This is a genomic window from Nonomuraea glycinis (assembly GCF_014646515.1).
Lineage (GTDB): Bacteria > Actinomycetota > Actinomycetes > Streptosporangiales > Streptosporangiaceae > Nonomuraea > Nonomuraea glycinis.
In genome coordinates this window covers 270,971-293,772 of the sequence record NZ_BMNK01000008.1, presented here as the reverse complement: position 1 = coordinate 293,772, position 22,802 = coordinate 270,971, and the positions used below count along the sequence as shown (strand labels likewise).

23 protein-coding genes are annotated in these 22,802 nt (G+C 70.9%); 15 read left to right on the top strand and 8 right to left on the bottom strand.

The genetic code is table 11. The features are described 5' to 3' along the window. Window positions 1–134: 134 nt before the first annotated feature. The 3 genes from IEY87_RS23955 to IEY87_RS23945 all read right to left on the bottom strand — a co-directional run bounded on the left by IEY87_RS23955 (window position 135) and on the right by IEY87_RS23945 (window position 1,715). Window positions 135–542: a DoxX family protein gene (locus IEY87_RS23955; protein ID WP_189140990.1), complete on the bottom strand. Its 408-nt coding sequence runs from the start codon at window positions 540–542 to the stop codon at window positions 135–137. Window positions 543–727: 185 nt separating this feature from the next. Beyond that, entirely contained in the window at window positions 728–1,435 is a 708-nt protein-coding gene (gene lexA / locus IEY87_RS23950) for a transcriptional repressor LexA (protein WP_225277532.1), read from the bottom strand. A 28-nt stretch (window positions 1,436–1,463) separates the two neighbouring features. Continuing rightward, on the bottom strand, window positions 1,464–1,715 hold the full coding sequence (locus tag IEY87_RS23945; RefSeq protein ID WP_189140989.1) for a hypothetical protein: 252 nt from the start codon (window positions 1,713–1,715) through the stop codon (window positions 1,464–1,466). Between the two features lie 1,127 nt (window positions 1,716–2,842). On the opposite strand from IEY87_RS23945, the gene IEY87_RS23940 reads away from it, so the two are divergent. The 3 genes from IEY87_RS23940 (at window position 2,843) to IEY87_RS23930 (ending at window position 7,219) form a co-directional block, all read left to right on the top strand. Beyond that, the gene (locus IEY87_RS23940; protein WP_189140988.1) at window positions 2,843–3,121 is read left to right on the top strand and encodes a hypothetical protein; all 279 of its coding nucleotides are present in this window, start codon (window positions 2,843–2,845) and stop codon (window positions 3,119–3,121) included. Between the two features lie 835 nt (window positions 3,122–3,956). After that, entirely contained in the window at window positions 3,957–4,412 is a 456-nt protein-coding gene (nrdR, locus tag IEY87_RS23935; RefSeq protein ID WP_189140987.1) for a transcriptional regulator NrdR, read from the top strand. Beyond that, a complete protein-coding gene (locus tag IEY87_RS23930; RefSeq protein WP_189140986.1) occupies window positions 4,409–7,219 on the top strand; it encodes a vitamin B12-dependent ribonucleotide reductase in 2,811 nt (936 codons plus the stop codon). The genes nrdR and IEY87_RS23930 overlap by 4 nt, the downstream gene beginning before the upstream one ends. 72 nt (window positions 7,220–7,291) lie before the next feature. Here IEY87_RS23930 and IEY87_RS23925 read toward each other — a convergent pair whose 3' ends face one another. Both IEY87_RS23925 and IEY87_RS23920 read right to left on the bottom strand, forming a co-directional pair. Next, window positions 7,292–7,834, bottom strand: coding sequence for a TIGR03618 family F420-dependent PPOX class oxidoreductase (locus tag IEY87_RS23925; protein WP_189140985.1), 543 nt, complete (start codon window positions 7,832–7,834; stop codon window positions 7,292–7,294). Between the two features lie 82 nt (window positions 7,835–7,916). Next, window positions 7,917–8,315, bottom strand: coding sequence for an ester cyclase (locus tag IEY87_RS23920; protein WP_189140984.1), 399 nt, complete (start codon window positions 8,313–8,315; stop codon window positions 7,917–7,919). Between the two features lie 63 nt (window positions 8,316–8,378). On the opposite strand from IEY87_RS23920, the gene IEY87_RS23915 reads away from it, so the two are divergent. From IEY87_RS23915 to IEY87_RS23905, 3 genes are all read left to right on the top strand, one after another. Beyond that, entirely contained in the window at window positions 8,379–9,578 is a 1,200-nt protein-coding gene (locus IEY87_RS23915) for an amidohydrolase (protein WP_189140983.1), read from the top strand. 64 nt (window positions 9,579–9,642) lie between these two features. Continuing rightward, on the top strand, window positions 9,643–10,740 hold the full coding sequence (locus IEY87_RS23910; RefSeq protein ID WP_189140982.1) for a PrsW family intramembrane metalloprotease: 1,098 nt from the start codon (window positions 9,643–9,645) through the stop codon (window positions 10,738–10,740). A gap of 52 nt (window positions 10,741–10,792) precedes the next feature. Continuing rightward, entirely contained in the window at window positions 10,793–11,416 is a 624-nt protein-coding gene (locus IEY87_RS23905) for a pyridoxamine 5'-phosphate oxidase family protein (RefSeq protein ID WP_189140981.1), read from the top strand. A 45-nt stretch (window positions 11,417–11,461) separates the two neighbouring features. On the opposite strand, the gene IEY87_RS23900 is transcribed toward IEY87_RS23905, so the two are convergent. The 3 genes from IEY87_RS23900 to IEY87_RS23890 form a co-directional block, all read right to left on the bottom strand. After that, window positions 11,462–11,629, bottom strand: a complete 168-nt coding sequence (locus IEY87_RS23900) for a hypothetical protein (RefSeq protein ID WP_189140980.1) — start codon at window positions 11,627–11,629, stop codon at window positions 11,462–11,464. Between the two features lie 396 nt (window positions 11,630–12,025). Continuing rightward, window positions 12,026–12,472 (bottom strand): carboxymuconolactone decarboxylase family protein, encoded by a 447-nt coding sequence (locus IEY87_RS23895; protein ID WP_189140979.1) that lies wholly within the window; start codon window positions 12,470–12,472, stop codon window positions 12,026–12,028. A gap of 79 nt (window positions 12,473–12,551) precedes the next feature. Further along, window positions 12,552–13,001, bottom strand: a complete 450-nt coding sequence (locus tag IEY87_RS23890; protein WP_189140978.1) for a hypothetical protein — start codon at window positions 12,999–13,001, stop codon at window positions 12,552–12,554. 74 nt (window positions 13,002–13,075) lie between these two features. Here IEY87_RS23890 and IEY87_RS23885 point away from each other — a divergent pair, with 74 nt between their 5' ends. From IEY87_RS23885 to IEY87_RS23845, 9 genes are all read left to right on the top strand, one after another. Then, window positions 13,076–14,209 carry an MFS transporter gene (locus tag IEY87_RS23885; RefSeq protein ID WP_189140977.1) on the top strand — a complete coding sequence of 378 codons (1,134 nt, stop codon included), beginning with the start codon at window positions 13,076–13,078 and terminating at the stop codon, window positions 14,207–14,209. A gap of 51 nt (window positions 14,210–14,260) precedes the next feature. Beyond that, window positions 14,261–14,518, top strand: coding sequence for a metallothionein (locus IEY87_RS23880; RefSeq protein WP_189140976.1), 258 nt, complete (start codon window positions 14,261–14,263; stop codon window positions 14,516–14,518). A gap of 38 nt (window positions 14,519–14,556) precedes the next feature. After that, window positions 14,557–15,897, top strand: a complete 1,341-nt coding sequence (locus IEY87_RS23875) for a lanthionine synthetase LanC family protein (RefSeq protein ID WP_225277533.1) — start codon at window positions 14,557–14,559, stop codon at window positions 15,895–15,897. A gap of 286 nt (window positions 15,898–16,183) precedes the next feature. Further along, window positions 16,184–16,924 carry a GntR family transcriptional regulator gene (locus IEY87_RS23870; RefSeq protein ID WP_189140974.1) on the top strand — a complete coding sequence of 247 codons (741 nt, stop codon included), beginning with the start codon at window positions 16,184–16,186 and terminating at the stop codon, window positions 16,922–16,924. A 2-nt stretch (window positions 16,925–16,926) separates the two neighbouring features. After that, on the top strand, window positions 16,927–17,154 hold the full coding sequence (locus IEY87_RS23865) for a 4Fe-4S dicluster domain-containing protein (RefSeq protein ID WP_189140973.1): 228 nt from the start codon (window positions 16,927–16,929) through the stop codon (window positions 17,152–17,154). An 11-nt stretch (window positions 17,155–17,165) separates the two neighbouring features. Further along, entirely contained in the window at window positions 17,166–18,572 is a 1,407-nt protein-coding gene (locus IEY87_RS23860) for an ABC transporter substrate-binding protein (RefSeq protein ID WP_189140972.1), read from the top strand. Continuing rightward, window positions 18,572–19,357 (top strand): ABC transporter permease, encoded by a 786-nt coding sequence (locus IEY87_RS23855; RefSeq protein ID WP_189140971.1) that lies wholly within the window; start codon window positions 18,572–18,574, stop codon window positions 19,355–19,357. Before IEY87_RS23860 ends, IEY87_RS23855 begins: the two co-directional genes overlap by 1 nt. Continuing rightward, on the top strand, window positions 19,354–20,109 hold the full coding sequence (locus IEY87_RS23850; protein ID WP_189140970.1) for an ABC transporter ATP-binding protein: 756 nt from the start codon (window positions 19,354–19,356) through the stop codon (window positions 20,107–20,109). The genes IEY87_RS23855 and IEY87_RS23850 overlap by 4 nt, the downstream gene beginning before the upstream one ends. Further along, window positions 20,110–22,800, top strand: a complete 2,691-nt coding sequence (locus IEY87_RS23845; protein WP_189140969.1) for a fumarate reductase/succinate dehydrogenase flavoprotein subunit — start codon at window positions 20,110–20,112, stop codon at window positions 22,798–22,800. Window positions 22,801–22,802: the final 2 nt, after the last annotated feature.

Genomic DNA, 22,802 nt, shown 5'->3' with positions numbered 1-22,802 from the left:
CCCACGTAGGGTGCATGGCCGCCGGCGGCCGATGCCCGACTGCGGGGCATCGGCCGCCGGCGCCCGATGCCCCGCAGTAGGGCGATGGCGTGTCAGTGCTGGCTGGCCAGTGCTCGCAGTCGGGTGATGGCGTGTCAGTGCTGGGTGGCCAGTGCTCGCAGTCGGGTGATGCTGGCTCGGCGGCCCCAGGCGATCGCTGCGGACATCATGAGCAGTACGAGCGGCATGACCACACCGCCACCGGTCACGAACGCTTCTGTCACGACGGCAGCGGCCATCAGCCCGACGAACGCCAGCGCGGCGAGACCAGCCAGCAAGGGGACGAACAGCGCCACGACCCCAGCGATCTCAAGAAGGCCCACCAGATTGCGGAACCAGTCGCCCCATCCGATCGCCTCGAAGGTAGAGGCGGACGGTTCGGCGCCGGTCAACTTGGCGGCCGCCGCCAGGAGGAGCGGGCCGGCGGTGAGCACTTGAAGCACCCAGAGAGCGATGTTGCGTGCGCGACGTTTGGGGAGGTCTTTCGCTTCGATGAGTGTCATACCGGCGACGTTACGGAGCGGGGTTCACCCGAGGAATCACGCTAAGTGCCGGATGGGGGTGCACCTAGGTGCAGGGCCGCCCCGGAAGTATCGCCGTACCTTCGCAGCCGGGCACGGTGCGACTCTCAGTCGCACCGTGCTGGGGCGTCACCCGGGCCGGCGCTAGCAGGTGGGGCTTGGGTGGGTCAGAGGCGGCGGAGGACTGCCACGACCTTGCCCAGGACGCTGGCCTCGTCGCCGGGGATCGGCTCGTAGTTGGCGTTGTGCGGGACCAGCCAGACGTGGCCGTCCTTGCGCTTGAAGGTCTTGACCGTGGCCTCGCCCTCGATCATGGCGGCCACGATGTCACCGCTCTCCGCCACCGGCTGCTGGCGGACCACGACCCAATCACCGTCGGCGATGGCGGCGTCGATCATGGAGTCACCGGCGACCTGCAGGAGGAAGAGCGTGCCCTCGCCGACGAGCTGCTTGGGGAGGGCGAAGACGTCCTCCACGCTCTCCTCGGCCAAGATCGGGCCACCGGCGGCGATGCGACCCACCAGCGGAACATAAGCGGCGGTGGGCCTGTTGATCGGGGTCTCGTCATTGCTGGCGTCGGGGTCGACCCAGAGCACCGGCTCGCCCGGCAGGCGAACCTCCAACGCACGCGGGCGGTGCGGGTCACGCCGCAGATAGCCCTTGCGCTGCAAGGCGGTCAACTGGTGCGACACGCTCGACGTGCTGGTCAGCTGCACGGCCTCGCCGATCTCACGCATGGAGGGCGGATAGCCGCGCCGTTGCACCGACTCGCGAATCACCTCGAGGATCTTGCGCTGCCTGGGGGTCAATCCCAGGGAGTCACGTCGGCGCACCGCGAGGTCCGCGACCCCGTTTGCGTCATCCCGCTCGCTCATGCTCTGCCTCCTCGCCCGACGGCCTGCCTCACCGGCAGACCTCCCGGTCCGTGGTCCTGATGTCGCACACAGCGACCGTATCGCTGTTGAAGATCATTTTCAAACAATTGTTCGAGTCTTCCTCGAAATTGCTTGCAGCGTGGTGTACAACATCGTACGGGAGTTCGATCGACATCGTGTTCGATTTGCCGATCTTTATGTGGCGTTTCTCGGGCCACGACGGCGGGAGGTCAATCGTGCGAGCGACCACAATCACAGACCCGACCAGCGGCGACGTCAAGCGCCTCACCCTCGTGATGGAGGCTGTCCAGGGGAGAGGCGGCTGTACGGACATTTCTGATCAAGACCAGACGCGTGCCTGTACGGGCGATATTTCAGGTGATATGGCGGCGGTGTGTTCGAGTTCCGTAGATGGGCGGATACAGGACGAAGTCACAGACCCGTGCACCACCCACGGGAGGTGCACGGGCGACGATGTCACCCAGGGTGACGGTCGCCGGGACGCAAGCGCCGGGAGCGACGGCAGGGCGCGCCTTGCCGGGGACTTCGTCCGAGAGGCCACTCCAGGAGAGACCGTCCCGAGAAGGGGGGTCGCGAAAGCGGGCGTCTCAGGATCGGGGGTTGGGAGGGTTCCCGTCGCGGGCTTTACGGCCGTGACAGTTTCCGGTCTGAACGTTTCGGGTGGGGGCGTTCGGGGTCAGGATGCTCCGAGTGAGGGTGTGTGGGGCGAGAGTGTCACGAGCGGGGGCGCTTTGGGCGAGCTGGGGCCGAGGGGTGGCGCGCCAGGCGATGAGGAGTCGCCGGGGGAGGGTCGCCACGACGTTGCGGATGACGCTGTCCCTCACGCCGAGGTTCGGGGGGACGGGGGCGCGGAGGCCCGGAAGCCGGTAGCGCGGAACCGTGATCGGGTGGAGAGGGGCCCGTCGAAGGGGCTGGGCGCCCGTCCAGCGGCACCTGCGGGGAGGCCACGCTTGCGGCTCGTGCCTTCGCCTCGCGCGGACTCTGACACCCTCCCGCCGTCGCCGTCGCCGTCGCCGTCGCCCTCGCCGTCGGCCAGGCTGCGGCCTGCGGGTGCGGACCAGTCGGCCGGTGTACGCGTACGGGATGCGCGAGCCGGAGCCCGTGCGCGTGACGACGTGCGGACAGGGTCACGCCGGACGGACGATGAACGGCTTGAGGCGCCAAGGCGTACCAATGATCAGCGGGCCAGAGTGCGGGCGCGCGGAGGCGAGGCGGTCGGAAGGCGGCGTGTGGCCGGAGATGAGCGATCCGGGGTGCGGGTGCGCGACGGTGCGGGGGGCGGAGGGCGGCGTGTGGCAGGGGATGAGCGGGCCGGGCTGCGGGTACCCGGCGGTGATCGGACTGGTGGGCGGCGTTCGGCCAAGGAGGAGGGGCTGTGGGCGCCTGATGGTGACCATGCCGGAGGGCGGCGTACCGCCAAGGAAGAGCGGGCCGGGCGGCGGCGTGCGGGCGAGGACGGGCGGGCCGGGCGGCGGCGTGCGGGCGAGGACGGGCGGGCCGGGCGGCGGCGTGCTGGCGAGGACGGGCGGGCCGGGGGACGGCGGGGTGAGCGGGTCAGCGATGGGCCGTACGACCAGATGGCGGATGGTGGACGGCCGGCCCGGGGCGAGACGCCTGCCGGGCGTGGCGGTGACTCGGCGAAGTCCGGTAGGCGCCCGGCTGTGAAGGCTCGCCGAGGGGCGTGGAGAGCCTCGGGGCAGCGCCGTGCGGCCGGGCTGGTGGACGCCTCTCGGAGTGGTGCCGAGGTCTATGACCTGACGGCGGTTCGAGGCGTGGGTGGTTCTCGTGGGAGGGGCGGCAGGCGGCCCGCCCCCGTCGGAGGCCGTGGCACCCTCCAGGACGCGGCTCCCAAGACGCCTCCGGTGCGGCTCACGCGCCGGGGCAGGGCCGTGCTCGTGCTGGCTTTGGCGCTGCTGTCGCTAGCCGGGTTCTGGCTCGGGATCTTGGCGGCGAGCCACGCATCCGCCGGACCGACCGGCGCGAGCCGACCCTGGACCGGATCAACCAGCGCGACCGGTGCGGGATCGAACAGCGCGACCGGCGCGAGCGAGGCTTGGGTGGAGGGTCTTCAGGGGAGTGCGGTGTCAAGGGTGCGCTCAGGTGGTTCGGGCGCGATGCCGGGCTGAGTCGGTGTCCGGTGCTGGGTCGTACGTGCTGGACCTCTTTGACGGCAGTGAACGTTCGAGCCGTATGTGAGCGGGATTCACCGACGTGACGTGCAGCAACCGGAGTGACACGCGAGCCCGAGTCAGGAGCGACACGCCCGGGGCGAGTGGGAAGGCTGGGGTTGATCAGCGGGTTCCACGTTGGGGTGCTTTCCAACTTGCGTTCATGCTCGCACCCTCCTACGGTTGGACCACAACATCTAGTAGTTACACCGATGTAGTTCACCACACCTAGTGTTTCGACGACCGCACCATGGCAGGCCATGGCGCGTGCGAGAGCCTATGGTGACGCGGGTTTCGCGCCGGTGGTGACCCCGGTTCGAGGAGGCGTAAGCGTGCACTGTCCGTTCTGCCGCCATCCCGACACCAGGGTCATCGACAGCCGCTCCACCGAGGACGGCGCCGCCATCAGGCGTCGCCGGACGTGCTCCAAGTGTGGCCGACGATTCACCACGCAGGAGACCGTACTGCTGATGGTGAACAAGCGCAGCGGAGTGACCGAGCCCTTCTCGCGAGAGAAGGTCGTCGCGGGCGTGCGGCGGGCCTGTCAGGGCAGACCGGTGAGCGAGGACTCCCTGGCCCAGCTGGGTCAGAGCGTCGAGGAGGCCATCCGGGCCAGGGGCGCGGCCGAGATCGCCGCCAACGAGGTGGGGCTGGCGATCCTCGGGCCGCTGCGCGAGCTCGACGAGGTGGCGTACTTGCGTTTCGCATCGGTGTATCGCGGTTTCGAAAGTCTGGCGGATTTCGAGGCCGAGATCCAACAGTTGAAGGCGGAGAAGGGGGAGTCATGACGGAGACGTCCAGTGGTTCAGTGGCGCGCGGGGGCAAGCGTCCGCGCAAGGGCCTGAAGATGAAGCGGATCTTCACCACGCCCGGCGTGCACCCGTACGACGAGATCGCGTGGGAGCGCCGCGACGTTGTCATGACCAACTGGCGCGACGGGTCGATCAACTTCGAGCAGCGGGGCGTCGAGTTCCCCGAGTTCTGGTCGGTCAACGCGGCCAACATCGTGACCACCAAATACTTCCGCGGCGCGGTGGGCACGCCGCAGCGCGAGTGGAGTCTGAAGCAGCTCGTCGACCGCGTGGTCGGCGTCTACACCAGGACGGGGCTGGAGCACGGCTACTTCGCCAGTGAGGAGGACGCCGAGATCTTCGACCACGAGCTGAAGCACGCCCTGGTCCACCAGGTCTTCGCCTTCAACTCCCCGGTCTGGTTCAACGTCGGAACCCAGTCACCTCAGCAAGTGAGCGCTTGCTTTATCCTCTCCGTGGACGACCAGATGGAGTCGATCCTGGAGTGGTACAAGGAAGAGGGCGTGATCTTCAAGGGCGGCTCCGGGTCGGGGGTCAACCTCTCCCGCATCCGCTCGTCCAAGGAGCTGCTCTCCAGCGGCGGTACGGCCAGCGGCCCGGTGTCGTTCATGCGCGGCGCGGACGCCAGCGCGGGCACCATCAAGTCCGGCGGCGCGACCCGCCGGGCCGCCAAGATGGTCGTCCTCGACGTGGACCACCCGGACATCGAGGAGTTCATCGAGACCAAGGCGCGCGAGGAGGACAAGGTCCGCGCGCTGCGGGACGCCGGGTTCGACATGGACCTGGGCGGCAAGGACATCGTCTCCGTGCAGTACCAGAACGCCAACAACTCGGTGCGCGTCTCCGAGGAGTTCATGCGCGCGGTCGGCAAGGGGGACGCGTTCGGTCTGCGGGCCCGCCTGACCGGCGAGGTGATCGAGACCGTCGACGCGCGTGAGCTGTTCCGCAAGATGGCCAAGGCGGCGTGGGAGTGCGCCGACCCGGGCGTGCAGTACGACGACACGATCAACGACTGGCACACCACCCCGGAAACGGGCCGCATCACCGCGAGCAACCCCTGCTCCGAGTACGTCCACCTGGACAACTCCTCGTGCAACCTGGCCAGCATCAACCTGCTGAAGTTCCTGAACGACGACAACTCCTTCGACATCGCCGGCTTCGTCAAGCTGACCGAGCTGATCATCACCGCGATGGACATCTCGATCACCTTCGCGGACTTCCCGACGGAGAAGATCGGCGAGACCACCCGCGCCTACCGCCAGCTCGGCATCGGCTACGCCAACCTGGGCGCGCTCCTCATGGCGACCGGCCACGCGTACGACTCCGACGGCGGCCGTGCGGTGGCCGGAGCGATCACGTCGTTGATGACCGGGGTGTCCTACCGGCGCAGTGCCGAACTGGCCGGCGTGGTGGGGCCGTACGACGGTTATGCCCGTAACGCCGAGCCGCACAAGCGGGTCATGCGCAAGCACGCCGCCGCCAACGACGACCTGCGCACGGTCGGCACCGTGGACGCCCAGATCCACGCCGAGGCGACCCGCCAGTGGACCGAATGCCTCAAGACCGGCGAGAAGAACGGCTACCGCAACGCCCAGGCGAGCCTGCTGGCCCCCACGGGGACCATCGGCTTGATGATGGACTGCGACACCACCGGGATCGAGCCGGACCTGGCGCTGGTCAAGTTCAAGAAGCTCGTCGGCGGCGGGTCGATGCAGATCGTCAACCAGACGATCCCGCGCGCGCTCAGGCAGCTGCACTACCAGCAGGAGCAGATCGAGGCCATCGTCGAGTACATCGCCGAGCACGGCCACGTGGTGGACGCCCCCAGCCTGCGGCCCGAGCACTACGAGGTGTTCGACTGCGCGATGGGCGAGCGGGCCATCGCGCCCATGGGTCACGTCCGGATGATGGCCGCCGCGCAGCCGTTCCTGTCCGGCGCGATCTCCAAGACCGTCAACCTCCCGGAGTCGGCGACGATCGACGACATCGAGCAGGTCTACATGGAGGGCTGGAAGCTCGGGCTGAAGGCGCTCGCGGTCTACCGCGACAACTGCAAGGTGGGCCAGCCGCTGTCGGTGGGCGGCACGAAGAGCGAGTCGAAGACGGCCGAGGCCGAGCCGGAGCCCGAGGTCAAGGTCATCGAGGTCAACCGGCCGACCAGGCGCCGGATGCCCAACCAGCGGCCCAGCACCACGACCCGGTTCACGGTGGGCGGCGCCAAGGGCTACATGACGGCCTCCTCCTACCCTGACGACGGGCTGGGCGAGGTCTTCCTCAAGATGTCCAAGCAGGGTTCGACGCTGGCGGGCGTCATGGACGCCTTCTCGGTGGCGATCTCGATCGGCCTGCAGTACGGGGTGCCGCTCGAGACGTACATGAGCAAGTTCGTCAACATGCGCTTCGAGCCCGCCGGCATGACGGATGACCCGGACATCCGGATGGCGACCTCGGTGATGGACTACATCTTCCGCCGCCTGGCGCTGGACCACCTGCCCTACGACGAGCGGGCGGCGCTGGGGATCTTCTCGATGGCCGAGCGGGCGGCGCAGCAGCGCGGCGAGGACCCGTCGGCGCTGCAGGAGTCGGTCGACCGCGAGGCGCTGGCCCAGTCGGCGCCGATCGAGGAACGGCCGAAGCCGGAGGCGGTCAAGGAGCTGACGCTGGAGAGCCACCAGCGCTTCACGGCGGACGCGCCGCTCTGCATGACGTGCGGCACGAAGATGCGCCCGGCGGGCAGCTGCTACGTCTGCGAGGGCTGCGGCTCCACCAGCGGCTGCAGCTGATTTCACGTCCAGGTGAGAAATGCCTGATCAGGGCAGGGGGCCTGCATCTCTTCGGCTCCCTGCCCCGGGAGGTCACCAGGGTGGCCGGCCCGCGAGACCTTGGAGCGGGGCGGCCGCCGGCGACGGCCAAGGGGACGGCGCGGACGCCGCTTCCCCGGTGACGTCCAGTGCGGTGCCGTACAGGCGGGTGACCTGAAGCCGGATGGTCATCCGCCGGTCGTTCACCATCTGCCGGAGGAACGCCTCCTGGTCCCTGGGGGCGTTCGGCTGCATGGCGAGGAGTTCGAGGCCGGCCTCGTCGCCCGGCTCGGTGCTCACCGGTGACAGCTCGGCCTCGCCCTCGGCCACGGCGTAGGACCAGAAGTCGTCGCTGGCGACGTAGAGGGCGCCGTGCGGGTCGCGCTGGAGCTGGCGGACCTTGAGGCGGTCGGCGATGGTGGAGATCCTGACGACCTGCCGTTCGGGGTCCCAGGTGTAGGCGACGGTGGACAGATGCGGCCGGCCGCTGCTCTTCTGCGTCGCGAGCGCGCCGAAGCGCTGCCGGGCGAGCAGGTCGGCCAGCTCCGTGTCCTGGAGCGCGCGGGGGGCCGGGCCTGCCCCGGGGCCATACGACACAAATCCTCCTTTATCCGCCTTCGACCCACAGTAGTAGGAGCAGTCAGCCCCTGCCGAGTCGTTGGCCAGGAGGCGCGCGGTATCAGCCCATGCCGAGTTGCTGGGACAGGCGCTGGGTGTCGGAGATGACCCAGTATTCGGCGAACCGGTCACCCTCGGCGCGGAGGATGTCGTGGCCGCTGAAGGCGATCCGGGTGCCCTCCGGCACGGTCGTGCCCGGCAGGCCGCCCCGGTAGGAGCCCGCGAACGTCCACCGCGCCGCCACGGTCGCCCCGTCCACGATCGGGCCCATGTCGAGCGTGACCGTGACGCCGGAGAACGGCGCGTGCCCCTGCTCCAGCGTCGCGATCAGCTCGTCGGGCCCACGTACGTCCATGCCCGGCCAGTGACCGACGAAGCCGGGGCCGACCAGGTCGTGCGCGAGCCGGAAGTCCCCGTTCCACATCTCCAGCAGCCAGCGTTCGTACAGTTCGGCGATCATCTTGACCGGCTACCCGGCAGGCGCGCACATTCACGTCCGGGTCGCGCAGATAGGTTGTGGGCCATGAATCTCGCGATCACCCATGGGTACGTGGTCCCCGTGGACGGCGACCCCATCGACGACGGCACCGTCCTGATCAGGGACGGGAAGATCGTCGAGGTGGGCCGCGATGTGGAGGTGCCGCCGGACTGCACGGTGGTGGACGCCGAGGGCGGCTGGGTGCTGCCCGGGTTCGTGGAGGCGCACGGCCATCTCGGCGTGTACGAGGAGGCCGAGGGCTGGGCCGGCCGCGACACCAACGAGACGACCGACCCGAACGGCGCCCGGCTGCGCGCCCTGGACGCCATCAACCCGGCGGAGCTGGGCTTCGCCGACGCGCTGTCCGGCGGCGTCACCACGGCGGTGATCAAGCCGGGCTCCGCCAACCCGATCGGCGGGCAGACGGTCGCGATCAAGACCTGGGGCAGGACCGTCGACGAGATGCTGATCAGGGAGCCGGTGAGCGTCAAGAGCGCGCTCGGCGAGAACCCCAAACGCGTGTACGGCGACCAGAAGAAGCTGCCGTCCACCCGGCAGGGGGTGGCCGCGGTGATCCGCGAGGCGTTCATGAAGGCTCAGGACTACCGGGCCAGGCGCGCCGCCGCCCGCGAGGAGGGCAAGCCGTTCGACCGGGACGCCACGCTGGAGGTGCTCGTCCGGGTCCTCGACGGTGAGCTGCCCTGGTGCCAGCACACGCACCGGGCCGACGACATCGCGACCGCCCTGCGGCTCGCCGACGAGTTCGGCTACCGCCTGGTGATCAACCATGGCACCGAGGGGCATCTGCTGGCCGACCTGCTGGCCGAGCGCGGCATCCCGGTCATCATCGGCCCGCTGTTCACCAGCCGGTCGAAGGTGGAGCTGCGGCAGCGCTCGCTGCGCAACCCCGGCATCCTGGCCCGTGCCGGGGTCGAGCTGGCGATCACCACCGACCATCCCGTGGTGCCCATCCACTTCCTGGTCCACCAGGCCACGCTCGCGGTCAAGGAAGGGCTGGACGCGGCGGAGGCGCTGCGCTCGATCACCGTCAACCCGGCCCGCATCATGGGCATCGACGACCGGGTGGGCGCGTTGCGGCCGGGGCTCGACGGTGACGTGGTCATCTGGTCGGGTGATCCGCTCGACGTGATGAGCCGGGCCCTGCGGGTGTTCGTGTCGGGCCGGGCGGTGTACGCCTACCCGGAGGGGGTCGTCGATCCCTACTACAGCGAGGCCCGCAAGTGATCGGCAAGCGAGCGTCGATGTGGTTGCGTCACAGTGGGAGCCCGAAACGAAGGAAGGCTCCGCGATGACCGCTCCGCCCCCCACGACGACGCACGATCAGCGCCCCAGCAAGGCGTTGCTGATCTGCCTGGTGATCTCCAGCGCGCTGGCCCTGGTCGTCCTGGTGTTCCTGCTGCTGGAGGGCGGCCCGGCCGGGTTCGGGGTGTCGGCGGCGCTGGCGGTGACGCCGCTGCCGGTGCTGCTGGCGGCGGTGCTCTCACTGGACCGGCTGGAGCCGGAGCCGAAGCTCCACCTGCTGTTCGCGTTCGCCTGGGGGGCGGGGGTGGCGGTGGTCCTCGCGATCGTGCTCACGATGGCGGGGCAGGCGCTCTTCGCCCGGGCGGGCTACGGGCCCGAGCAGGTCGACGTGGCCGGCACGGTGTTCCTGGCCCCGGTGATCGAGGAGGCGCTCAAGGGCTCGGCGCTGCTGCTGCTCCTGCGCAGGAGGCGGGAGATCGACGGGCTGACCGACGGCATCGTGTACGCCTCGATGGCCGGGCTGGGCTTCGCCGTCGTGGAGAACGTCGGCTACTACCTGCTCGCCTACGGGCAGGACGGCCTGGAGGCGGCCGTGCAGCTCTTCGTCATCCGAGGGCTGATCGACCCGCTGGGGCACCCGGTCTACACCTCGATGATCGGGGTGGGCGTCGCCTACGCGCTGACCCGCCGCAACGCCTTCCGCTTCGCCGCGATTCCGCTCGGCTACCTGGGCGCGGTCCTGCTGCACGGCCTGTGGAACGGCGCGGCCACGATGGAGTCGCTGCCGGCGCTCGGCATCGCGTACCTGGTGATCATGGCAGTGCTCATCTGGCTGATCATGATCACCGTCAGGGAGCGTCGGCACTTCGTCGCCAAGATGGCCGTCTACCTGCCCGGATACGAGCAGACCGGGCTGGTCACGCCGCCGGACATCCGCATGCTGTCCACCCTTCCGGCCCGCCGGGCGGCCCGTAAGTGGGCCAGGCGCGCCAGGCTCGGCCGGGCGATGAGCGACTATCAGCAGGCGGCCACCGAGCTGACCATGCTGCACCTGCGCACCGAGCGCGAGGGCATGGACGCCGGGCGGTTCGAGGCCGAGCGGGACGCGCTGCTGGGGGCCATGGCGAGGGCCCGGCGCTGGTGACCGGCCGACCCGGCGCTGACATAATCGGGGCAGTCCCCCCGAAGGAGATCAGATGAGCTGGGTGGAGATCGAATCCGAGTCCGAGCTGCGCGCATTACTGGGCGAGGTGATGCCCCGGGCGGCCACCAAGGACCGGGTGCGCCTGCACGAGCGTGACCGGCAGTGGCTGGCGGCCTCGCCGTTCTGCCTGATCGCGACCGCGGACGCCGACGGCACGTGCGACGTCTCGCCCAAGGGCGACCCCGCCGGTTTCACGTACGTCATCGACGACAGCACGATCGCCATCCCGGACCGCCCCGGCAACCGCAGGGCCGACGGCTTCCTCAACATCCTGGCCAACCCGCGGGTCGGCCTGATCTTCGTGGTCCCCGGCCGCAACGAGACCCTGCGGATCAACGGCCGTGCCCGGCTGGTCAGGGAGGCGCCGTTCTTCGACGAGATGATCGTCAAGGGCAACCGGCCGGCCCTGGCGCTCGTCGTGGAGATCGAGCAGATCTTCCTGCACTGTGGCAAGGCGTTCATGCGCAGCAAGCTCTGGAAGTCCGACACGTGGGCCCCCGACGCGCTGCCCTCGCACGCCACCCTCGTCAAGGACGTGCAGGCGACCGAGGAATCCCTGGCCGAGCTGGAGGCTTACTACGCCGACGCCTCCTACAGCATGAAGCTCTACGGCTGAGGCCGGGCGCCCGCAGCCTGGGGCGCCGACCGGCCTGGAACGTTCCTATGCGGCGGGCGTGGGACCGCCGGGAAAGCGGATGACGTTACGGCCGCTGTAGGCGCGCAGGTCGACGACCTTCGGATCGGTGGCGGTCCTGCGCCGGTCCGCCGAGCCGATGTCGCGGACCTTGTGCCTGACAACGCGCGGTGCGACCGCGACCAGCCTGTTCATGTGAGCCCCCCGTGATAATCCTGTTACCTATGTTATCTACAGATACCCCTGTATGTTCGGTGTAAGGATCAGATCAGTAGGGAAGTCGTCGGCCCGACGGAGATCGCAGGTCCACGTCCGTGTTCCGGTCCGGACGCCGCTTGCTCGTCGTCTTGACGGTTCTCACGCGTCTCATGGCCTGCCCCCTCTGGCGCTCGCCCTGGGGCCTACTTTGCGCCGCGCCGGTTGACAACGACTTGGCGACGGGTTGCCCTGGGCGACAACCTAACCGGCGGCACGCGGACGCTCAACGCATTTGTACGTCTTCGTACGGTGTCGGCGGGCGTGCGGGCGTGCGGGCGTGCGGGCGTGCGGGCGTGCGGGCGTGCGGGCGGCACCAGGGCCGCCCGCTGTCCGTCACACGGTGCCGGGAGGGGTCCTGGTCGTGACCGCGATCCGGTTCCACGCGTTGATCATCGCGATCGCGACCACCAGCGACGCGAGCTGCTGCTCGTTATAGTGCTCGGCCGCCTCCTGCCATACCGCGTCGGGCACGGCCGCGCGGTCGGCCATCCTGGTCGCCTCCTCGGTGAGCGCCAGCGCGGCCCGCTCCGCCGGGGTGTAGACGGTGGCCTCCCGCCAGGCGGCCACCGACCAGAGCCGCTCGTCGCTCTCGCCGGCCTTCTTCAGGTCACGGCTGTGCATGTCGACGCAGAACGCGCAGCCGTTGATCTGGCTGGCGCGCAGCTTCATCAGCTCCAGCGTGCCGAGCGGCACCCCGCAGTTGTGCAGGTACGCCTCCACGGCGCCGAACGATTTGTAGGCTTCCGGGGCGAGCGCCGCCACATTGAGCCGCTGAGTCATGGGAATCTCCTTGGTGTGGTGCTTACTCAAGGAGGACGGGACAGGGCTGCTCGTTGTGACGGCTTCGGCGGAAAATCTTTCAGCCCGCGCAGTTGCCCCACGAGGTGCGGCCGCCCCACGCCTCCACCTTGCCGCGCGGGTCCTTGGTCCAGCCGGCGTACTTCACGCACTTCCACGCCCCGGTGAGGTGACCGGTCTCGGCGTAGTAGCGGTACTCGTTCACGTCCACCGACTTGGCGCCGCGGCGGATGCTGAGCGCGGCGCCGGTGGTCGTACGGGCTCCCCGGAAGGCCGTCTTGATGGCGGCGACGCAGTTCTTGCCGCTGCGCTTGTTGTACATGAGGTACACGTGCCCGAACACCGCGCCGCGGCGGGTCTTCATCGGGCGGTGACCGTCGGCGACCCGCTTGAATCCGGGGCCGCAGATGCTCTCCGGGGACTCGACCGCGGAGGCGGCGTAGGCGGGTGCGGGGGCGGCGGCGATCCCGGCGGCGACCAGGGTGGCCGCGATGACCGTTCTCGTAAGCACGAGCTTCCCTTCATAAGGGGACGTTCAGGACAACAATGGACTTTACTGTGGCCTGACCGATTTATGGGGTGTTCGTGAAGATTCATGCCGTGCCCCTCATCGCCGTCTGCGCTGCTTGGGGCGTTTTCTGGGGGTCCTGGTCGGCGCTGCTGCCCGCCGTCAAGGAGCAGCTCGGGGCCTCCACGGCGGAGTTCGGGCTGGCGCTGATCGGCACGCCGGTGGGCGCGATCCCGGTGATGGCCCTGGCCGGGCGGCTGGCCTCCGGCCGGGAACGTCCCGCGCTGCTCACCGCCACGGTGGTCTTCGCGCTGAGCATCGCGGCCGTCGGGCAGGTCACCTCACCCGCGCAGCTCGCCGTGGCGCTGCTGGTCGTCGGCGCCACCAGCGGGGCGCTCGACGTCACGCTCAACATGGCCACCGGGCGGGCCGAGCGGGAGAGCGGGCGCCGGCTGTTCCAGCCGGTGCACGCCGCCTTCCCCGTCGCGGTCATCATCGCCGCGCCCGCCACCGGCCTGGCCCGCGAGCAGGGCGCCGGGACGCAGGCGGTGTTGCTGGCGATCGGCGTGCTCATCGTGGCCGCGGCAGTTTCGCTGACGCTCCTGCCCATGGGCCGCGGCCTGCCGCCCGCGCCGGGCGAGGGCGCCGGGCCGCGCCGGTGGACCGCCGCGCTGCTGCTCGGCGGGCTGCTGGCGGGCGTGCTCGCCATCGAGAACGCCGTCGAGCAGTGGTCGGTGCTGCTGCTCGAAGACCACCAGGGCGCTTCGGTCCTGCTGGCGAGCGCCGCGCCCGCCGCCTACATGACCGCGCTCACCGTCGGCCGCCTCATCGCCCAGGCCCTGCCCCTGCTCACGCCGCGCACCCTCTATCTGGTGGCGGGGGTGGGCGGCTGCGGCGGCATCGCCCTGGCGGGCCTCGCCGGCTCGCCGGTGCCCTCCCTGGCCGGATTCGCCCTCACCGGGCTCACCCTCGGCCCGCTGGTGCCCGCCCTGCTCAGCCGGGCCGCCGCCGACGACGCCACCGGAGCGCTCGTGTCCGGCGTGTCCGCCATCTCCTACACCGGCTTCGTGGTCTCCCCGCTGCTCGTCGCGGCGCTGGCGGCCTGGCTCGGCCTGCCCGCCGCCCTCGCCTGTCTGGGCCTGCTCGCCCTCCCGCTGCTGGCGATGGCCGCGTTCGTACGGCCTGAATATGGCCGTTCGTTGAGGAGATGAAGGCCCGCCACCGGGTAGCCCATCCGCGAGGCGACAAAAGAGGGGAACATCATGGCTGTCTGCGAGACCTGCGGCAACGACTACGACATGGCCTTCGAGGTGCACGCGCAGGGGTCCGTGCACACCTTCGACTCCTTCCAGTGCGCGATCCAGGCGATGGCGCCGATCTGCGAGCACTGCGGCACCAAGGTCATCGGGCACGGGGTCCAGTCGGGCGAGCACTGGTACTGCTGCGCGCACTGCGCCCGCCAGGAGGGAACCCGGGGTATCGTCGACCGGATCATGGCCGGCGCGTCCGCCCGAGGTTAAACCACCCTTTCCTACCAAAAATGTGGGAGACTAGGGTGGTGAGCCTGGACAGTATTCGACCGTCGAGCGTGCGCGCGGACTCGCCACTGACCGCTGCCATCCTGGCAGGGCGGTGGATCCGAGCCGCGGCCGTCGACGATGAGCGCGGCCGGCGCTGGCTGGCCAACCCTGATCCGCACGGCACCTCGGCCGTCACCCCGCAGGCCTGGTCGCTGCATTCCGGCGCGGCCGGGATCGTGCTGTTCTTCCTGGAGCTCGCGGCCGCCACCGGCCACGACGCCTACCTGGAGGACGCGCGCGCCGGAGCCCGGCGGCTGGCCGCCACCTGGCGGGAGCAGGGCGGCGATCTCACCCTCTATCACGGGCTGACCGGCACGATGGTCGCGCTCATGGAGGCCGGCTGGGTGCTCGGGGACGAGGTCTTCGAGCGCGAGTCCCGGGCCATCGCCGACCTGATCGTCCAGCGCGGGCGCACCTCCGGCGACGGCGTCGGCTGGTCGAGCGAGTCGGCCCAGCGGGGCGACGGCGGCATCGTGCTGGGCCTGCTGCGCGCGGCTACCCGCCTCGGCGAGCCCGCCTACGAGGAGGCCGCCGTCGAGGCGGGCCTGCGCATCGCCCGGCTGCCCGTCCCCGGGCATCGCTTCGGCAACCACGCCGACCTGCCGCTGGACGCGGTCACGCCCGGCTTCCTCGCCGGTACGGCGGGCACGGCGTTCCTGCTGGCCCGGCTCTACGGCGTGACGGGTGACCAGCGCTTCCTGCGGGCGGCGCGCAGCGGCGCCGACTTCGTCCGCGAGGTGAGCCACGTGGAGGGCCGGTGGGCGGTGGTGCCGCATCATGTGCCGCAGGCCCGCGAGCTGCACTATCTGGGGTTCTGCTCAGGCTCGGCGGGGGTGGCCCGGATGTTCTACGAGCTGCACCGGGTGGGCGGCGAGCCGGGCGACCTGGACTGGGTGGAGCGGCTGGCCCAGGGCATCGCGCGCAGCGGCGTCCCCAGCCGCAGGACCGAGGGCTACTGGAACGTGGCCTGCCAGTGCTGTGGCACGGCGGGGCTGGTGGAGCTGTTCGTCGGGCTGTGGGCGGCGACGGGGCGGGAGTCGCACCTGGAGTTCGCGCGCGGGCTCGCCACGGACCTGATCGGGCGCGCCACCGACCACGACGGCCGGGGCTATCGGTGGTATCAGGCTTACCGGAGGCTGCGGCCCGGCGAGGTGAGCGCCGACACCGGCTACATGGTGGGGGCGGCCGGCATCGGCGCGGCGCTGCTGCACCTGGACGCGGCGGGCCAGCCGGACCAGGCGCGCCGGGCCATCCTCCTGCCGGACAACCCGTTCCCCGCCATCCCGGTCCCTACCTCCGCCCTACGCCGCCAGGACTGACCGGCCCCCTGCATGGCCCGGCGCCAGGACTGACCGGCCCCAACCCCTCCTGCGCAGCCCGGCGCCGGGGCTGACCGGCCCCGATCACCTTCACGGCCCGCGAGACGACGTCTCGCGGGCCGTACTCATGCGGGAGCGCAGGTGGCGGATCTTGCCCAATCTGACGCTCGACGGCAGTTGGCGGGCCTGGCGCGTGGCCGCCTGGGTGGCGCAATCTCCCCGTTATCCCTATATTCCTACCTGATTGATAGGTTGAGCATCAGCGCAGGTGAGAGTGGAGGCAAGCATGGTACGGGTGGTCGCGCGGCGGCGCCGGGCCGATCGTGCCCGGCAGGTGGCGGATCTGCTGCGCAGGCAGATCGTGCTCGGGCAGTTCCCGCACGGCCAGTTGCCGCTGGAGGCGGCGCTGGCCCGCGAGTTCGCCACCTCGCGCAACACCGTGCGCGAGGCGCTGCACCTGCTGCGCGAGGAGGGACTCGTCGAGCGGTGCCCCGGGGTGGGCACCACGGTGGCGGCGGAGAAGTATCCGCACGGCCTGCACCGGCTGCTCGGCCTGGCCGAGACCCTGCACGAGCACGGCGAGGTCACCAACCAGGTCAGGACGATGACCCTGATCGAGCCGCCCGCCACGGTCGGCCACCGGCTCGGCCTGGCCCCCGGCGAACACGTCATCTACCTCGAACGGCTCCGGCTGCTCAACGGCCTGCCGCTCTCGCTGGACCTGACGTACCTGCTCCGTGAGGTCGGCGAGCCCCTGTTCGACGCGGATCTGGCGCACAACGACATCTTCGTGCTGCTCGAAGGGATCGCCGGCCAGCCGCTCGGCATGGCGGAGCTGACCCTCGAAGCGGTGAACGCCGATCCCCACACCGCAGCCGCGCTCGACGTGCCGCGCGGCGCCGCGCTGCTCATGGTCGAGCGGCTCACCCACCTGGCCGACGGCCGGCCGGTCGACCTGGAGTTCATCCGCTTCAGAGGCGACCGGCTGACCATGCGCGGCCACCTGAACCGCGAACCGGAGGAGTAGTCATGGCACTGATCTCGCAGCGGGTCGAGGTCCCCGTCACCATCGACGAGGCGCTCTGCATCGACGGCTGCACGCTCTGCGTCGAGGCCTGCCCGCTCGACTCGCTCGCGATCAGCGACGAGACGGGCAAGGCGTACATGCACGTCGACGAGTGCTGGTACTGCGGCCCGTGCGCCGCCAGGTGCCCCGTCGACGCCGTCACCATCAACATCCCCTTTCTGCTGCGATGAAGGAATCCCCCATGCGCAAGGCCCTGGCGGCTCTCGCCCTGCTGGCCGCGGCCGGCTGCTCCGTCTCAGGCACCACGGGCGGCGCCGGCAAGACGACGGTCGTCGTCGGCTACCAGTCCAAGACCATCAACACCGTGACCGCCGGCACCCTCCTGCGCTCGCTCGGCTACCTGGAGAAGCGGCTCGGCGACAAGTACGCCGTCGAGTGGCAGGACTTCGAGACCGGCGCCCCCATCACCGCCAAGATGGTCGCCGGCAAGATCGACATCGGCTCGATGGGCGACTACCCGCTGCTGATCAACGCCTCCCGCACCCAGGCCATCCCGGCGGCCCGTACGGAGCTGGTCTCCATCACGGGCTACAACCTGCGCGGCGGCCTCAACATGGTCGTCGTCCCGCCCGGCGCGAAGGCGAAGACCCTCAAGGACCTGAAGGGCGCCAAGATCTCCGCCAGCGTCGGCTCCGCCGGCCACGGCACGCTCGTCCAGGCGCTGGAGAAGGCGGGCCTCGACCCGGCCACCGACACCGAGATCGTCAACCACCAGCCGGCGGTCGGCTCCTCCCAGCTCGAATCCGGCGGCGTCCAAGGCTACGCGCAGTTCGTGGCCTGGCCGGGCCTGCTGGTCTTCCAGGACAAGGGCCGCCTGATCTACGACGGCTCCGCGCTGGACGTGCCCACCTTCCACGGCGTGGTGCAGCGCGAGGCGTACGCCAAGGAGCACCCCGAGGTGGTGGACGCCTTCCTCAAGGCGCAGATGGACGCCACCCGCTACCTGCACGAGCACCCCCTGGAGGCCGCCGAGTCGGTGGCGAAGTCCACCGGCCTGCCGGCCGAGGTCGTCTACCTCTACAACGGGCGGGGCGGCATCTCCACCTTCGACGTCACCCTCAAGCCGCAGCTCAAGGCCGCGCACGAGCACGACGTGCCGTTCCTCAAGCGGATCGGCACCGACTTCCCCGGGGTGGACGTCTCGGCCTTCGTCAACGACTCCTACCTGCGCAAGGCGTACGGCGCGGCCTACGACACGGACGTGGCCCGGCTGACGAACCCGGCCGCGATCACCGGCACCAACCCGGTGTGCGGCGAGCCGGTCGACGACCCGAAGACGGCCTCCGAGCTCTGGCTGACCGGCGCCACCGAGACCCAGCCCGCCGCCACGCCCACCTGCCTGCTGCGCCAGATCGCCAAGGCGGGCGACACCGTACGGGCCGCGTACATCCCGGACACGACCACCGGCACCAAGTGGTTCGCCGGCGACTCCGTCTGGCTGCGCGACCCCGAGGCCGCCGCGAACGCCCGGTTCCTGCCCTTCACCACGCAGGACGGCGCCGACGCCTACCGCGAGGAGCACCCGAAGGCCGAGCCCGTCACCTACGAGGCCGCGCTCAAGGCCGCCGAGCAGGGCGGGGACACCTGATGGGCGCCCGGCGGTGGAGCGGGGTGGTCAAGGTGGCCTCGCTGCTGGCGGCGGCGGGACTGTGGCAACTGCTCACGGTCACCGACGCGCGCCTGTGGCTGACCTTCGACCGGCTGCCGACGCTCGACGAGATCGCCGGTGAGGCCGCGCGCCGGCTCGCCACCTCGGTCTTCTACCTGGACCTGCTGCAGAGCCTGGTGCGCATCCTCACCGGGTTCGGCCTGGCCGCGGTGGCGGGCCTGGCCGTGGGCATCGCCGTCGCCCGCTCGCCGCACACCCGCGACGTGGTGCTGCCGCTGCTCGAAGCGCTGCGCCCGATCCCGGCGATCGCGCTGGTCCCGGTGGCGATCCTGCTCTTCCCCACCGACGAGCAGGGCATCGTGTTCATCACCTTCGTCGCCGCGTTCTTCCCGATCATGGTCAGCACCCGGCACGCCGTGCGGGCCCTGCCCACCCTGTGGGAGGACGCCGTCAAGACGCTCGGCGGCGGCCGTCGCCACGTGCTCTGGAACGTCGTGCTGCCCGGCATCCTGCCCGGCCTGTTCGGCGGGCTGTCCGTCGGCATGGGCGTGGCGTGGATCTGCGTCATCTCCGCGGAGATGATCTCCGGCGAGTTCGGCGTCGGCTACCGCACCTGGCAGTCCTACACCCTCGTCGACTACCCGGCGGTGATCGTCGGCATGATCACCATCGGCCTGCTCGGCTGGCTCACCTCGGCCGCCATCGAACTCATCGGGCGCAAGGCCACCCGCTGGCTGCCCCGCGCGGAAGGGAGCACCGCATGACGACGCTCGCGCAACGCACGACGACCGCCGAGGCGCAGGCCGGGCTGGGGTTCCACCTGGAGGCGCTGTCCCTGGGCTACAGCCGCGACCTGGTCCTGCGGGAGATCGAGCTGGAGGTGGTGCCCGGCGAGGTGCTGGTCATCGTCGGCTCCTCGGGGTCGGGCAAGTCCACGCTGCTCCGGTCACTGGCCGGGCTGCTCAGGCCGTACAGCGGGAGAGTGCTGGCGGGCGGCGCGGAGGTCGCGGCCACGTCGGGGGACCGCGCGATGGTCTTCCAGGACGACGGCCTGCTGCCGTGGCGGACCGTCCGGCGCAACGTCGAGCTGCCGCTGCGCATCCGCAGGATCCCGCGGCGCGAGCGCGCGGCGGCGGCGCACGCCTGGATCGGCCGGGTGGGGCTGGCCGGGTCGGAGGACAAGCTGCCCCGCGAGCTGTCCGGCGGCATGCGGCAGCGCGTCCAGCTCGCCCGGGCCCTCGTCGGCGCGCCCCGCGCCGTGCTGATGGACGAGCCGTTCGGCGCGCTCGACGCCCAGACCCGCGCCCAGATGCAGCGCCTGCTGCTCGACGTGCTGCGCGACACCCGGGCGACCGTGGTCTTCGTGACCCATGACGTGGACGAGGCCCTGCTGCTCGCCGACCGGGTGGTGGTGCTCGAACGGCAGGGCATCCGCTCGGTGATCGAGGTGCCGGGGCCGCGTGACCCCGACGCCGACAGGGGCGAACTGCGCGCCAGGATTCTGGAGGAGCTTTAGATGGACATCCCCTCGATCGAGGACCGCCTGCACCTGGAGTGCGAGGTGCTCGTCGTCGGCGGCGGCACCGCGGGCACGATGGCCGCGATCACCGCGGCCGAGCAGGGCGCCGACGTCCTGCTGCTGGAGAAGGCGCACGTACGGCACAGCGGCGCGCTGGCCATGGGCATGGACGGCGTCAACAACGCCGTCATCCCCGGCAAGGCCACGCCCGAGGACTACGTCGCCGAGATCACCCGGGCCAACGACGGGATCGTCAACCAGAAGACGATCTACCAGACGGCCACCCGGGGCCACGAGATGGTCAAGCGCCTCGAACGCTACGGCGTGAAGTTCGAGAAGGACGAGTACGGCGAGTACGCCGTGCGCAGGGTGCACCGCTCGGGCAGCTACGTCCTGCCGATGCCCGAGGGCAAGGACGTCAAGAAGGTCCTCTACCGGGTGCTGCGCCGCCGCGACATCAGGGAGAAGGTGCGCATCGAGAACCGGGTCATGCCGGTCCGGGTGCTCACCGTCGACGGCCGGGCGACCGGGATCGCCGGATTCGACACCCGTACCGGGCAGTTCGTCACCGTCTCGGCCGGTGCGGTCATCCTGGCCACCGGCGCGTGCGGCCGCCTCGGCCTGCCCGCCAGCGGCTACCTCTACGGCACCTACGAGAACCCCACCAACGCCGGCGACGGCTACGCCATGGCCTACCACGCGGGCGCGGAGCTCAGCGGCATCGAGTGCTTCCAGATCAACCCGCTGATCAAGGACTACAACGGCCCGGCCTGCGCGTACGTGGCCAACCCGTTCGGCGGCTACCAGGTCAACAGCAAGGGGGAGCGGTTCGTCGACTCCGACTACTGGTCGGGGCAGATGATGGCGGAGGTGGCCGCGGAGATCGACTCGGCCCGCGGGCCCATCTACCTCAAGCTCACCCACCTGCCCGAGGAGACCATCAGCGCGGTCGAGAACATCCTGCACTTCACCGAGCGGCCCACCCGCGGCACCTTCCACGCCGGGCGCGGCCACGACTACCGCACCCACGACGTGGAGATGCACATCTCCGAGATCGGCCTGTGCGGCGGCCACTCCGCCTCCGGGGTGTGGGTGGACGAGCACGGCGCGACCACCGTGCCCGGCCTGTACGCGGCCGGTGACCTGGCCTGCGTGCCGCACAACTACATGATCGGCGCCTTCGTGTTCGGCGACCTCGCCGGCACGCACGCCGCCGCGCACAACCGCGCCGCCGAGGCGCTGCCCGAGGACCAGATCGCCGCCGCGCACGAGCTGATCTACCGGCCGCTGCGCCACCCGGACGGGCCGCCGCAGCAGCAGGTGGAGTACAAACTGCGGCGCTTCGTCAACGACTACATCGCCCCGCCCAAGACCGGCGCCAAGCTGGAGATCGCGCTGGAGTCCTTCGAGCGGATGCGCGACGAGATCGCCTCGATGGGGGCGCGCACCCCGCACGAGCTCATGCGCTGCGCGGAGGTCGACTTCATCCGCGACTGCGCCGAGATGGCCGCCCGCGCCTCGCTCACCCGTACCGAGAGCCGGTGGGGTCTCTACCATGAGCGCGCCGACCTGCCCGCCCGGGACGACGCCGAGTGGCTCTACCACCTGAACCTGCGCAGGCGCGCCGACGGCGCGATGGAGTTCGTGAAGCGGCCGGTGGAGCCCTACCTCGTGCCCGTCCCGGAGTTCACGCCCACCGGAGGCGCGCCGGTGCACCTCGGCGCCCAGGTCGCCACGGTCGTCCGGCGCGTCACCACCGACCGCGCCGAGCGGACCGCGGTCGGGCGCTCGCCCCGGATCCTGGAGCTGAACGAGCTGGCCGACGGGCAGCCCACGGTGGACCGGCTCGCCCCCTATCTCGCCGACGCCGACCCCAAGGTCCGGCGCGCGGCCATCGCCACCCTCACCGAGACCGTCCCGGAGGGCGCGGGCGCGGCGCTGGTCGCCGCGCTCGCCGACGAGCACGGCACGGTACGCCGCGCCGCCGCCGCCGGGCTGCGGGAGCTGGTCGAGGTCCTGCCCGCCACCCCCGCCTTCGGCGCCGCCCTGGCCGAACGCCTGACCAGCGCCGACGCCCTGGTCCGGGCCACCGGCCTGGACGTCCTGCGCGCCCTGCGGCTCGGCGACCGGCACACCTTCGGTACGGGGATGGACGACCCCGACCGCCGGGTGCGCATCGAGGCGATCCGCGGGCTGGTCTCACTCGACGAGTCCGACCTGGTGGCGGCGGCCGCCGCCGACCCGTCCCGGGAGGTCCGGGTCTGGGCCGCGAAGGGCCTGGGCATCGTCGGCAAGCCGTCCCCCGTGCTGGCGCAGCTGGCCGACGACGCCGACCCGCTGGTCCGGGCCGCCGCCCTGGAGGCGTCGGGGGCCGTCGGCGCCCCGCTGGAGGAGCAGGCGCTGCGCGGGCTGCGGGCCTCCGACTGGGAGGTGCGCGTCGGCGCGGCCCGCTGCCTGGCGGCCGCCGACCGGGAGACCGCGGTGGAACCGCTCGCCGCCGCGCTCGCCGACGCCAACCTCGACGTACGCAAGGCGGTCGTGCTCGCGCTCACCCGCTGGGCGGCGACCCCGCACGCGGCCACCGCGCTGCGCACCGCCCTGGCGGACCCGGACGCCGACGTCCGCGCCTACGCCCGCAGAGCGCTCGACGACCGGACGGCGAACACCGGGGCTCAGGGCTTTTCGTGATC

Coding starts and splice junctions, on each gene's coding strand:
- IEY87_RS23940 (WP_189140988.1), top strand. CDS start 2,843: ATGGTGACCATGCCGGAGGGCGGCGTACCGCCAAGGAAGAGCGGGCCG.
- IEY87_RS23930 (WP_189140986.1), top strand. CDS start 4,409: ATGACGGAGACGTCCAGTGGTTCAGTGGCGCGCGGGGGCAAGCGTCCG.
- IEY87_RS23865 (WP_189140973.1), top strand. CDS start 16,927: ATGGCACTGATCTCGCAGCGGGTCGAGGTCCCCGTCACCATCGACGAG.
- IEY87_RS23880 (WP_189140976.1), top strand. CDS start 14,261: ATGGCTGTCTGCGAGACCTGCGGCAACGACTACGACATGGCCTTCGAG.
- IEY87_RS23955 (WP_189140990.1), bottom strand. CDS start 542: ATGACACTCATCGAAGCGAAAGACCTCCCCAAACGTCGCGCACGCAAC.
- IEY87_RS23845 (WP_189140969.1), top strand. CDS start 20,110: ATGGACATCCCCTCGATCGAGGACCGCCTGCACCTGGAGTGCGAGGTG.
- IEY87_RS23920 (WP_189140984.1), bottom strand. CDS start 8,315: ATGATCGCCGAACTGTACGAACGCTGGCTGCTGGAGATGTGGAACGGG.
- IEY87_RS23905 (WP_189140981.1), top strand. CDS start 10,793: ATGAGCTGGGTGGAGATCGAATCCGAGTCCGAGCTGCGCGCATTACTG.
- IEY87_RS23910 (WP_189140982.1), top strand. CDS start 9,643: ATGACCGCTCCGCCCCCCACGACGACGCACGATCAGCGCCCCAGCAAG.
- IEY87_RS23895 (WP_189140979.1), bottom strand. CDS start 12,472: ATGACTCAGCGGCTCAATGTGGCGGCGCTCGCCCCGGAAGCCTACAAA.
- lexA (WP_225277532.1), bottom strand. CDS start 1,435: ATGAGCGAGCGGGATGACGCAAACGGGGTCGCGGACCTCGCGGTGCGC.
- IEY87_RS23855 (WP_189140971.1), top strand. CDS start 18,572: ATGGGCGCCCGGCGGTGGAGCGGGGTGGTCAAGGTGGCCTCGCTGCTG.
- IEY87_RS23870 (WP_189140974.1), top strand. CDS start 16,184: ATGGTACGGGTGGTCGCGCGGCGGCGCCGGGCCGATCGTGCCCGGCAG.
- IEY87_RS23915 (WP_189140983.1), top strand. CDS start 8,379: ATGAATCTCGCGATCACCCATGGGTACGTGGTCCCCGTGGACGGCGAC.
- IEY87_RS23850 (WP_189140970.1), top strand. CDS start 19,354: ATGACGACGCTCGCGCAACGCACGACGACCGCCGAGGCGCAGGCCGGG.
- IEY87_RS23900 (WP_189140980.1), bottom strand. CDS start 11,629: ATGAACAGGCTGGTCGCGGTCGCACCGCGCGTTGTCAGGCACAAGGTC.
- IEY87_RS23860 (WP_189140972.1), top strand. CDS start 17,166: ATGCGCAAGGCCCTGGCGGCTCTCGCCCTGCTGGCCGCGGCCGGCTGC.